This window comes from Paenibacillus tritici (assembly GCF_018207515.1).
GTDB classification, from domain to species: domain Bacteria; phylum Bacillota; class Bacilli; order Paenibacillales; family Paenibacillaceae; genus Paenibacillus_AQ; species Paenibacillus_AQ tritici.
Genome location: NZ_CP073365.1, coordinates 732225 through 744368, shown reverse-complemented (window position 1 = coordinate 744368; position 12144 = coordinate 732225). Strand labels below are relative to the sequence as shown.

The 12144-nt window shown below is 54.7% G+C and carries 11 protein-coding genes and 1 riboswitch; all 11 genes read right to left on the bottom strand.

What is annotated here, in order from left to right; all coding sequences use genetic code 11:
- Positions 1-3: 3 nt before the first annotated feature.
- Positions 4-249 (bottom strand): phosphoribosylformylglycinamidine synthase subunit PurS, encoded by a 246-nt coding sequence (gene purS, locus KDC22_RS03285; protein WP_039298247.1) that lies wholly within the window; start codon positions 247-249, stop codon positions 4-6.
- A 336-nt stretch (positions 250-585) separates the two neighbouring features.
- A complete protein-coding gene (locus tag KDC22_RS03280) occupies positions 586-1476 on the bottom strand; it encodes a phosphoribosylaminoimidazolesuccinocarboxamide synthase (protein WP_211722057.1) in 891 nt (296 codons plus the stop codon).
- A gap of 375 nt (positions 1477-1851) precedes the next feature.
- Complete coding sequence (gene purB, locus KDC22_RS03275) at positions 1852-3147, bottom strand: adenylosuccinate lyase (RefSeq protein ID WP_173141344.1); 1296 nt, start codon at positions 3145-3147, stop codon at positions 1852-1854.
- A gap of 6 nt (positions 3148-3153) precedes the next feature.
- Positions 3154-4755 carry a 5-(carboxyamino)imidazole ribonucleotide synthase gene (locus tag KDC22_RS03270; RefSeq protein ID WP_425516989.1) on the bottom strand — a complete coding sequence of 534 codons (1602 nt, stop codon included), beginning with the start codon at positions 4753-4755 and terminating at the stop codon, positions 3154-3156.
- The gene (gene purE / locus KDC22_RS03265) at positions 4752-5237 is read right to left on the bottom strand and encodes a 5-(carboxyamino)imidazole ribonucleotide mutase (protein WP_211722056.1); all 486 of its coding nucleotides are present in this window, start codon (positions 5235-5237) and stop codon (positions 4752-4754) included. The genes KDC22_RS03270 and purE overlap by 4 nt, the downstream gene beginning before the upstream one ends.
- Before the next feature lie 244 nt (positions 5238-5481).
- Positions 5482-5583: riboswitch (purine riboswitch) on the bottom strand.
- 162 nt (positions 5584-5745) lie between these two features.
- Positions 5746-6180 carry a universal stress protein gene (locus tag KDC22_RS03260; RefSeq protein WP_173141339.1) on the bottom strand — a complete coding sequence of 145 codons (435 nt, stop codon included), beginning with the start codon at positions 6178-6180 and terminating at the stop codon, positions 5746-5748.
- A 50-nt stretch (positions 6181-6230) separates the two neighbouring features.
- Entirely contained in the window at positions 6231-6494 is a 264-nt protein-coding gene (locus tag KDC22_RS03255) for a DUF1294 domain-containing protein (protein ID WP_173141338.1), read from the bottom strand.
- A 78-nt stretch (positions 6495-6572) separates the two neighbouring features.
- Positions 6573-7820: an MFS transporter gene (locus KDC22_RS03250; RefSeq protein WP_211722055.1), complete on the bottom strand. Its 1248-nt coding sequence runs from the start codon at positions 7818-7820 to the stop codon at positions 6573-6575.
- 74 nt (positions 7821-7894) lie between these two features.
- A complete protein-coding gene (locus tag KDC22_RS03245) occupies positions 7895-10033 on the bottom strand; it encodes a DNA topoisomerase III (RefSeq protein WP_211722054.1) in 2139 nt (712 codons plus the stop codon).
- A gap of 351 nt (positions 10034-10384) precedes the next feature.
- Entirely contained in the window at positions 10385-11518 is a 1134-nt protein-coding gene (locus tag KDC22_RS03240) for a DUF4179 domain-containing protein (protein ID WP_211722053.1), read from the bottom strand.
- Entirely contained in the window at positions 11493-12089 is a 597-nt protein-coding gene (locus tag KDC22_RS03235) for an RNA polymerase sigma factor (RefSeq protein WP_246553632.1), read from the bottom strand. Before KDC22_RS03235 ends, KDC22_RS03240 begins: the two co-directional genes overlap by 26 nt.
- Between the last annotated feature and the right edge of the window lie 55 nt (positions 12090-12144).

Sequence of the window (12144 nt, the reverse complement as noted above, 5' to 3'; positions counted from 1 at the left end):
CGTTTAGTCCTCCAATTCGTAGCGGTAATCCTCGATCACCGTGTTGGCCAGCAGCTTCTCGCACATATCCTTGAGTCGTCCTTCCGCTTCTGCGCGGTTATCAGTATCCAGGGTAAGCTCCATATACTTGCCGATCCGCAGACTTTCAACCTCCTGGAATCCTACGGAGTGCAAGGCTCCCTGAACGGCAACACCTTGGGGATCGAGCACGCTTTTCTTGATGGTGACGTAGACTGTCGCTTTTAACATATGCTTGTAGTTCCTCCTAAAATATAATGAACTGATGGGCCTTTATCTGGAAAAGTAACACTCACCTGCGCTTATGGTGGATTGAGACAATAACTGTAGCTTTGACTGTAACTTTAACTGTATTCCGTACAGCTAAAATCAAGTTTTACCGGACAACCCTTACGTTAGTTGTATTTCGTACAGCTAAATTTCATTGCAGCCGTGTATTTGAGTGATTCTGCCTATTTTAATTGTACAAAGTACATTTAAACCGCATCTTTCAAACTTTTTGACCCATATAGTTGTATGAAGTGCAATTCACACGTTATGGCGGTTCTGCAGAAGCAAGACTTCCCTTCATAATACCTTCCCGGTTAGACGGTGATAGATATCCAGGTAACGGCGTGACGTCTCTTCAACCACCTCAAGCGGCAGCGGGTCCGGCGGGCTGTTCTTATCCCAGGAAGAGGCCGACAGGTACGTCCGCACAGGTTCTTTATCCATACTGTCAATCTCGATATCCAGCGCGTATTTGTCCTTGGCCCAGAAGCGTGAAGCATCGGGTGTAAAAATCTCGTCGATCAGGATAACCTTACCGTCCAGCAGCCCGAACTCGAATTTGCAATCCGCAAGAATGATGCCGCGCTCGTTACAATATTCTCTGGCAAAAGCGAACAGCTTCAGGCTTTTTTCCTTAAGCTCCAGCGCAAGCTCTGCACCAATCAGCTCCTGCATTTGTTCAAAAGGGATATCCTCATCATGCCCAACGTCATTCTTGGCTGCCGGTGTGAAAATCGGTTCGGCCAGCACCGCATTCTTGCGCAGTCCCTTGGGAAGCTCAATGCCGTTCACTTGGCCGGTCTCCTGATACTGCCGCCAGCCGCCGCCGGTAATACAGCCGCGCACCACACATTCGATATCAATCCGCTGGGCTTTGCGGACCACCATAATACGGTTCCTTAGCGCTTCTCGGTCCTTCGCAATATCCCCGAGCTTATCCACCTCGATATGAACCACATGATTCTCGATAAGCTCCTTCGTCTGGCCGAACCAGAAGGCACTGAGCCGGTTCAGCACATTGCCTTTGTCCGGCACCGCCGGGTCCAGCACATAATCGAATGCGGAGATCCGGTCGGTAACGACGATCAGCACCTCATCCCCCAAATCGTACAGCTCACGAACCTTGCCTTTGTAGAGCAGCGGCGCATTTACGAGTTCCACGGCAGTGGATACGGCCGATGATGTCATGACCTTTCCTCCCTTGAACAAATGATCTTGCTTATATTTGGGCTAAAAGCTTTGGGAGGCTTGTTTCCTGCGCTTCGCAGCAAGGAATTGAATACACCTTCGGTCGGGTTAATAGGGTCACTGCGGGAAATTTTGGACTTCCGATCGCTGTTATGTTTGAATTTCCTGATTTGAACCGCTGGCAGCGGTAGAAATCCAAACATAAAGGCGAACGCTGACGCTTCTTCCAGTTCCAAAATTCCTCTCCGTTCCTCCTTTAACCCAAACCTCATTTCAATTTCCTATGCTACGCATATCAGGAACAAACTTCCCCTAACGCTCCGCCCATCTCTTCTCCAGCTCATCAGTTCACCACTGACTCACCTTTTTTTAATATTAGATAAGCTCCAGCTTGCGGAAGATGGTATCCACATGCTTGAGGTGCCAGGAAGGATTGAACGCATCCTCGATCTCTTCCGGACTAAGCACAGCCGTGATCTCCGGTGTAGCTTCAACGATATCACGGAACTGGGTCTGTTCTTCCCAGGCCTGCATCGCACGCGGCTGCACAGTGTCGTATGCCTGCTCGCGGCTGAAGCCTTTGTCGATCAGCTTCGTCAGGATACGGCCGGAGAACGGAACACCGAAGGTACGGTTCATGTTGCGCTTCATGTTGTCCGGGAATACGGTCAGGTTCTTCACGATATTGCCGAAGCGGTTCAGCATATAGTTGAGCAGCATCGTCGCATCCGGCAGGATAATCCGTTCTACCGAGGAATGCGAGATATCGCGTTCATGCCACAGAGGCACGTTCTCGTAAGCTGTAACCATGTGGCCGCGGATCACGCGCGACAGGCCCGAGATGTTCTCGCAGCCGATCGGATTACGCTTATGCGGCATCGCGGACGAACCCTTTTGACCCTTGGCAAAAGCCTCCTCCACCTCGCGGATCTCACTCTTCTGCAAAGCGCGGATCTCAGTCGCGAACTTGTCCAGGGAAGTGGCAACCAGCGCCAGCGCCGCCATGTATTCCGCGTGACGGTCACGCTGCAGGGTCTGGGTCGAGATCGGTGCCGGGCTGGTGCCCAGCTTGCGGCAGACAAATTCCTCAACGAACGGGTCGATGTTGGCATAGGTGCCGACAGCCCCGGAGATTTTGCCGAACTGCACCCCTTTTGCCGCATGACGGAACCGCTCCAGATTACGCTTCATTTCCTCATACCACAGCGCCATCTTGAGTCCAAAAGTCGTTGGCTCCGCGTGCACACCATGGGTACGCCCCATCATCGGGGTATCTTTGTAGGCGATGGCCTTATCTTTGAGAATCTCAATGAACCGGATGATATCCTGCTCCAGAATTTCGTTGGCCTGACGCAGCAGGTAACCGAGCGCCGTATCGACAACATCCGTGGAAGTCAGTCCGTAATGCACCCATTTGCGTTCTGCCCCCAGACTCTCGGAGACCGCACGGGTAAAAGCAATGACGTCATGGCGCGTTTCCTGTTCAATCTCGTCGATCCGCGCGATGTCGAATTTGGCGTCCTTGCGCAGCTTCGCGGCATCCTCATGCGGGATTACTCCCAGCTCGGCCCAAGCCTCACAGGCACAGATTTCAACTTCCAGCCACGCGTTGAATTTATTCTCTTCGGTCCAAATGGCCCGCATCTCAGGTCTGCTGTAACGTTCGATCATAGCTTGTCAGTTCCTCCAAAGGTTAGTTTGCTCTACCCAGGACAGGCCGTCTCCGGTATCCTTGCAGAGCAGGTTGATATGGCCCATTTTGCGGCCGGTCTTGCTCTCGGTCTTGCCATATATATGAAGCTTAGGCGATACCCCAGGCTTGTTTGCTTCTTCATCCGCGCGGCAGGCTGCCTGAATGGCCCCATCCAGATGCTGGCCGAGCACATTCACCATCACTACTGGAGTAAGCAGTGTAGTCTCGCCCAGCGGCAGATTGCAGATCGCCCGCACATGCTGCTCGAACTGCGAGGTGACGCAGGCATCCATTGTGTAATGCCCGGAGTTATGCGGACGCGGCGCCAGCTCATTGACGAACAGCTCTCCGTCCTTCGTCACGAACATCTCTACCGCCAGCAGTCCAACCGCGCCCATGCCCGAGACAATCTTCTCGGCCAGCTCGCAGGCCCGCCGCTGAATCTCCTCCGGTACCCTTGCAGGTACAATCGAGAGGTGCAGGATATTGTTCACGTGGATGTTCTCGGCAGGCGGGAAGCTCTTGACCTCTCCCGATGCGCTCCGGGCGGCAATGACCGAAATTTCGCACTGAAAGGCGATGAATTTCTCCAGCACCAGCTCAGGTGCGTTACCCGGCGCGGCCTCAGCAGAGGCCGTGTCCGTTAGCGGCGCAACGCCCGCTCCCGATGTGCCGGGCGAAGCCGGTGCCGCGCTTGCTTGCGGTGCTGGAGCCGCCGCTCCCGGCGCTACCTGCCGGAACGCTGCTGCCAGCTCTTCCGGCCGGCGGATGACGGCTTGTCCCTTGCCGTCGTACCCCCCTGTGGCTGTCTTCAGCACACAGGGCAGGCCCAGGTCCGCAGCCGCCGCTTCCAGCTCCGCCAGGCTGCCGACCTTGCGGTACGGGGCAACGGGCACGCCCGCCGCCTCTATGGCGGCCTTCTCACGCAGCCGGTGCTGCGTCGTGTACAGCAGCGCGCTGCCCTGCGGCACGTACGATTCCTCCGTCAACAGCGCGGCTACGCCCGCGTCCACATTCTCGAACTCGTACGTAATGACGTCCGCACGCCGCGCCAGCTCGCGCGCGGCGTCCCGGTCGTTGTACGCCGCTGTAATCTGCGGCGTCACTTGCCCGCAGGGCGCATCCTGCGCAGGGTCCAGCGCCACGAAGCGGTACCCCATGGCGCTGCCGGACAGCGCCAGCATACGCCCGAGCTGCCCGCCGCCGAGCACGCCGATCGTCGCGCCGGGCAGCAGCGTCCGCGGCGGCTCCGCCGCAGTCCATACATCCGCAGCTGCCGCACGCCCGATTCTTCCTGCGTCCTCAGCCTCTGTCACTCGCTCCGCCCCAGCCTCATCTCTATCCGCACGCTCTGCTCGGCCTTCAGCTTCCGCTGTACGCTTCGCTGCTTCACGCTCGACCGCCTGCTCCGCGCCGCCCTCCAGGCCCGCGTCCTCAGTCTCTGTCACTCGCTCCGCCCCAGCCTCATCTCTATAAGCACGCTCTGCTCGGCCTTCAGCTTCCGCCGTACGCTCCGCTTCGCCCCGCCCGGCTGCCTGCTCCGCGCCGCCCTCCAGGCCCGCGCCCTTCAGCTCCTCCGGCTTCATAGGCTCTCGCTGCTTTCCAGCACCTCGCGCTGAGTGGCCTCGCGCCGCAGCTGCACCCTTCTCGCCACCTCCGGCTCGAAGGCACCGATGATCTGGGCCGCCAGCAGCCCCGCATTAATCGCTCCGGCCCGGCCGATGGCTACCGTGGCTACCGGGATGCCCGCAGGCATCTGCACAATAGACAGCAGTGAGTCCATGCCGTTCAGCGCCTTGGACTGCACAGGTACACCGATAACAGGCAAGGTGGTTTTGGCTGCCACCATACCCGGCAGATGAGCCGCGCCGCCCGCTCCGGCGATAATAACCCGCAGACCGCGATCCGCAGCCTCCTCCGCATAACGGAACATCAGGTCCGGTGTGCGATGTGCGGAGATGACCTTTTTCTCATAAGGTACACCCAGCTCCTCAAGCACCGTACAGGTATGCTCCATAGTTTCATAGTCCGATTTGCTGCCCATAATGACACCTACTTGCACAGACATCGTTCACCCAGCCTTCCATTTCCCGTTATAGAGATTCCTCTGATCTAAGTGTGTCCCGTTTCCTGTCGATTCCCGTACCTCCGACAACAAAATAGCCCGGATTCCAGACGCATTCTGCTGCGGGTGGACCCGGACTACTAAGGAATCAGGAGATAACCGTCCGGCGCCTGTTCAGACCCGTCCTTCAATAGAGGAGGGTGCAGGAACACCACCCTGGTCTAGAGGGAGGCATCCGGTTGCCGATCCAGTTATCCTATTTCCTCGTAGTCCGGCAATTTACGGTTACCGGGTAGAAACTTCCGGGCCTTATTCCCGGTTTTATACGAGCTCTTCATAGATTCAGTTTAACAATGCCCTACACTTCATGTCAACTTAAACACGAACATTGTCATATCATGTCTCTAAAACGTTCGCTTTTGAGCATATTTAAAAACGCTTATTCCAGCTAATCCGCCCAACTCCACAGAAAAAAAGGGGAACGCCGCAGCGCTCCTCTACTAAACTTCTATTATTTAACAACCAGCACCGGAATCCGCGCACTCTGCACGACATTATGGCTGACGCTGCCCAGAACAAACTCCCGGATTCCGCCAAGCCCGCGGCTGCCGATTACGATCACATCTGCACCATGCTCCTTGGCATAATTCAGAATCACTTCGGCAGGCGATCCCTGCAGCAATTCTACCGTAGCGTTGAGGCCTTCGGCTTCCAGACGGCTTTTCACTTCTTCCGTAGTCTGGACCGCGAGGTCATAATAATCCTTGTTCACAGATGCCGGCAGAGGCGCGAGAGCTTCCCCGATGAAGAACCGCGGGAATTCAAATGCGTGTACGACGTACAGGGAGGACCCTGGAGTTACCTTTGCCAGTTCTATCGCCCGTTCCAGGGCCTGATTGGAAGCTTTTGAACCGTCATAGGCAAGCACAATTTTAGAGAATAACATATACGCCACCTCTTTCTCTTATTTACAGCCATAACCAACCTGCAAGCAGCTTACCTCAAAAAATACCCATACAGCACCATATTCAGCAGCAGCAGCAGCGGAATTCCGATCCTGAAGGAAGTATGCCTTGTCTTGTGGCGCTTGCGGTACATGGCAATCAGCACACCCAGCGCGCCGCCCATGAACGCCAGCAGGAACAGTGTTTTCTCCGGCACCCGATCCCGCCTTTTCCGGGCCTTGTTCTTGTCTTCCGACATCACTACATACCCGATAATATTGATCAGCGCGAACCACAGCAATACCACCTTAACCATCCTTCCGGCCCCTCCTCCTAGCATCCTATCTGCTCTCTATTATATTACCCTTTCCGGCAAAAAACCAATAACCTTACATCACCGTCCAGGCAGTTGCCGCTCTCCGCTAAGCTGTTTGCCATTTTCTGCGGCTGTTCTGATCCAGAACCAAGACAGTACCGCAGCCAGCGACGCTGCTATCGCTCCAAGCCAGAATCCCCCGCGCAGGCCATATGCCGCACTCATCCATCCCGCCACAAAAGGACCGCTAGACATGCCGATAGCATACATCGCCTGGTAGAAGCCCATGGCCGTTGCCCGTTTGAACGGAGCTACCCCCGAGACCGATTTGCCCAGCAGCAGCGGGAAGATGAGGCCCTGCATGAATCCATTCCCGATCTGTGTGGCACACAAGGCGGCAAGCGTCGGCATGGACGGAATCAGCAGCGTGAAGACCGCACTTCCCGCGAAGCCAAGCATCAGCGTTCCCCGGTCACCCAGCCATCTGCCGAACAGGCGTGAGCCATACAGAGTAGCTACGGCATGAGGCAGCATAAAAGCCAGTGTAAGCCAGCCCAGACTCTCCTTGCTCGCGCCAATATTCAGCGCCTGGTTCGGCGTGTAGCCGAACATCGTGATGAACAGCACACAATGGGCCAGCACGGACAGCAGCGATACTTTGACCAGCAGCGGTTCTTTTACCACTCCGGCCAGGTCTTTAATCCGCATGGCATCGCGCTTCTCCAGCTGTTGTTCAGGAAGGCGGAGTGCAAGCAGCAGTGCTGCAGCAGCCACAATTCCTCCGATCACGAACGGAGTATTCCACCCCCAGTGATCTACAATATAGCCGCTGACCATCATACTGGTTAATTGGGCGATAACCGTGGTGAACTGCAGCATCCCCATCGCCCGTCCCGCCTCTTCTTTGGGAAAATACCCTGCGAACATCACCGAGTACACCACCCATGCCGAAGCCGCAATTCCCGACACCGCGCGCGCCGCCAGCGCCCAGCCCGGTGCAGCGCCTGCCAGGAACAGCAGACAGCTTGCTCCGCTTGCGATCAGCCCCAGATAGATAAACGGACGCCGCCGGTTAAGAACATCCGAGCCGATCCCAATCGGCAGCCGGAACAGAATCTGCATCAGGCCATATACGCCCAGCACCGCACCCACCATGACATAAGACGCGCCCAGATGCTCCACATACGGAGACAGCACCGGAACATAGATATAAGAAGAGAACCAGAACATAAAGACAATCACCAAAAAGAAAAACCGGCTGCTCCCCTTCTTACCCGGAGCCCCTGCCGATGTCACTGCATCTCCTCTTCCTTCAGCCGCTGCCACTTCATCACCTGCTCCACTATATTTATCGGGACCTTAAGACCACCGGAATGCCCCGGCAGTCTTATTCCTTAAGCCTATTTCCCCTTCTGCTTCGCTTCCATCGCAGCCTTTAGCAAATCGCCAAGATTGTTGCCTGCACTTTCCGTCTTACTGTACTGCTGAACCAGCTTCTGCTGCTCGCGTTTGTTGATGTGCTTGTGGTCTTTATCCATCGTCTCCGTAATTCCGCAGCCGAGGCACTGCACGTACCTCCCCGCTTTGCCTTCCTTCATCTCCATCTTCTTATGGCACTGCGGGCAGCGGCGGTTCGAGAGCTGCTTCTCGCCCGCCCGGGTATAGCCGCAGTCCTCCTTGGGACAGACCAGCAGCTTGCCGCGTTTGGTCTTCTTCTCTAACATTCTCGTTCCGCATTCCGGACAATGGCTGGTAGAGACATTATGCGGCTTGTATTCCGCTCCGCTGTTCTTCACCCCGGATACCAGCTCCTGGGCCATACTGCGGATGCCCTGCAGAAAAGGCTCCGGCCGCCCCTGCCCGCGCGCAATTTTCTCCAGCTCCGCTTCCCAGCGCGCCGTCAGCTCCGGGGTGCGCAGCTGGCCGGATACCAGCTCAATCAGCTGTTTGCCCTTGCCCGTCGGATGCAGCAGGTTCCCCTGCCGTTCAATCGTATCCGAGCTGACCAGCTTCTCAATAATATCGGCACGGGTTGCCGGTGTCCCGAGTCCGTACTTCTCCATCTGCGTCAGGAGCGAAGCTTCATTATAACGCTTCGGCGGCTGCGTCCGTCCGGGCTTGATGATGCAGCGCTCAATTCTCACGCTATCACCTTCCCGCAGCTCCGGCAGCTTCACACTGCCTGCTGCAGGCTCATCCGATGCGCTATCTTCATCCTCATCTGAGCTCATATCACCGCCGTACACTTCACGCCAGCCGGCATCCTTGACCGTGGTTCCTTTGACCTGGAAGCTTTCCCCTTCCACGCTTACGCTCACGGCTACCGCATCATAACGGGCCGGAGGATAGAACAGGCTGATGAACCGCCGCACGATCAGGTCATACAGCTTCCGCTCTTCCGTACTCAGCAGGTTAAGCAGTACCGTCTGCTCTGTCGGAATGATGGCGTGATGATCACTGACCTTACTGTCATCTACAATCCTTTTGGTAATAGGCAGCGGCTTCCGCAGCAGCGGTCTGGCGAAGGCCGCATAAGGCCCGACAGCTACGCTGTCCAGTCTTTCTTTTAACGTACCCGTCATATCGGCGGTCAGGTAGCGGCTGTCCGTTCGCGGATAAGTAACCAGCTTATGCTGCTCATATAACTTCTGAAGCAGGCCTGAGGTCTGCTTGGCCGAGAAGCCGAATTTACGGTTGGCATCCCGCTGCAGCTCCGTCAGGTCATAGGCCAGCGGATGGGGTTCGCTTTTCTCACTCTTCTGAACCTTGGTAATCCGTCCGCTGCGGCCGGTGAGCTTCTCCTTAAGGACTCCTGTCTTCTCTCTGTCAAAAATCCGGCCGTCCCCGCCCTGCGCACGCCATCCCGCCTGGAAATTCCCGAAATCCGCCGTCAGCAGGTCGTATTCCTGGGAACGGAAGCCGGTAATTTCATTCTCCCGGTCCATAATCATTCCCAGCGTTGGCGTCTGTACCCTTCCCGCCGAGAGCGGTGCGCCGAACTTGCAGGTTAAGGCCCGCGTCACATTCAGCCCGATCATCCAGTCCGCCTCTGCGCGGCAGCGGGCGGATTCATACAGCCGGTCGAAGTCCCGTCCAGGCCGCAGCGAGGCGAAGCCCTCCTTAATCGCCTTATCCGTCTGCGAAGAGATCCACAGCCGCCGGAACGGTTTCTTCCAGCCTGCCATAATCATAATCCAGCGGGCCAGCAGTTCACCCTCACGTGCAGCATCCGTCGCCACGATCAGCTCCTCTATATCCTGCCGCTTCATTAGCTGCTGCACAGCCTTGTATTGCTGGCTGGTCTCGCGCAGCACCTTCAGCTTCGCCTTCTCCGGAAGAATCGGCAGATCCTCCAGCGCCCAGGCAGCGAATTTATTGTTATAGTCCTCAGGCTCCGCCAGACCAACCAGATGCCCGAGCGCCCAGGTCACCACATATTTCGGACCTTCCATATAGCTCTTTTGTTTATTCCCACAGCCCAGCACCCGCGCAATCTCACGGGCCACCGATGGCTTCTCTGCCAGTACCAGTACCTTCATAGCTCTCTCCCCTCCATATCAACAACCTATTATAACATGCCATAAAAGTCCGCAAATATCATCAGGCTGAATGTACTTCATTTCCTGTAGACTAGAGCCATCCCCCAGCCGAAAGGAGTCACAGCCAATGTTACCATCATATCCCGACTCCATAAGTGAAATCTACATTCCGTTAACGCTGCTCTAATCAGCAAAATAACCCCACAAAGCGGGGCTTTAGCTTCGATGATGACTCAGGTACTTTGCGGGGACACCAAAACATATAAATTCTTATCAATCAAAAAAGCCCGCATCTGCACAGCAGACGCGGACCGGACTCAGCCTATTTTACCCCTACCCGCTTTCTCGGGTTCACGGAATCACTATAGTTGTTTCAAGCTCCTTAATATAAGTTTTTACCGGTTTCCCATCAGCATCCAACAAGAGCTTCAGCTCATTATCCAAAGTCAATGTATAAGGTCTGACCGTAATCGTCTTAGGGGTTTCCGGGAAGGTATTGTATAGGCTATCTACAATAGGATGCTGAACAGCCTTCATCAAGGCATACCCTTGCTTGGAAGCAACAACATTACCGGCATCATCCACAAGCTCATAGAATACCGAAGTTGGACCATATTCTCCTGTCTGTTCCGGCGATGCAGGCACTTCTCCTTCACTGGTTACAATCAATCTCATGGCAGCAGGCGTGATGTCCAGACTCTTCACTTTATAATGGAAGGCGTCTTTGCTTGCCCCTTGGCCCGGAGTAAGTTTGATGATTCCTTCCGCAAGTTTCTTCACCGTTACCTGGAATTTAAAGGGCTCGGCGATTTGGGCAACCGGCACACTAATATTAACCTTGAATTCATCTCCTAAAGCTGCTGTATTCCACAATTCCCTCATTTCCAATAAAAGGGTGTTAGGTTGTCCCTGTACGTCTCCTGTAGAAGAAGAACCGAAGCCGAGACGCTCCCCAGATTCCAGGGTAACTTCCGGCAACCCCAGCAGCCCTTTGGTCGATTGGTCAAACTCATCGGTTTTAAAGTTCGTAATCTCCGCCAGCACCCGCTCATCCGCTACTCCAGCTCTTTCAAATCCAATGGCCAGCTGAATTCCGTCATAGAATACTTCCGTAACACTTAACGTCACTCCATCTTTGGTAACACTCATATTAGGTGATGTGGTCAGGCCCTGTTCTGCAGCCAATTTCAGGCCCGGGTTGTCCGTGTGCTTGAATATACTGCTGAACACGGGTAATTGACTCAATGTATCGGCCCATACAGGGGAGATGAAGCCTGCTGCTACTGTACCTAACCCGATCATTACGGCTATACTTGCGGCTGCTAATGTCTTTTTAAGCAATTTATTTCCTCCTTTAATCTCCAAATGCTCAATACGGTTCATAATCTGCTCATTATAGCTGTCTACGGGAAGCTGTAAACTTGCGATACTACTGCGAATGTCCTCTATCCTTTGCTGCTCAGTTTGATTCTGCCACTTCTCCATGAGTGCATCCTCCTCCTTCATTCGCTTTTTGCTGAATCAGTTTCTTCCGGAGCCGTTCATACTTTTTGCGCAGAGCCGCCGAACTGCTTCCAGTAATCAGTGCGATTTCCTCAAAGCTATATTGTTCAACGACACGAAGGATCAATAATCCCCGCTCCTCCGAAGTGAGGTCTCCGAACATCCTGTCCACCGGGGATTCCTCCGGCAATTCTGGACGATGCCCCACCAGCTGTAATTTATAAAGGGACAGCAACCGGTTACGGCGCTTAAGTCTGCGAAGCTGGTCCAGACAATGATGATACGCTACCTTATACAGCCACGCCGAGAAAGACACCCGCTTCTCATAACGTTCAAGCTGCTGGTATACCTTAACGAATATATCCTGTACAGCATCTTCTGCTTCTTCACGGCTCCTCAAAATACAATAGCAATACGTATAGATCTGCCGTTCATACGCAGTAATTAGTGTCGTGAAAGCTTGTCTTTCACCTGCACGTACCCTATGAATTGCTTCTTCAATTCGATTTGGATTCACTTGGCCCCCGGGGTTGCCTTGCTCCAAAGGAATCACCTCCATTTTCCTTGTACACCTGTATAACGAACGCCAACTGTGTAATTGTGACAGA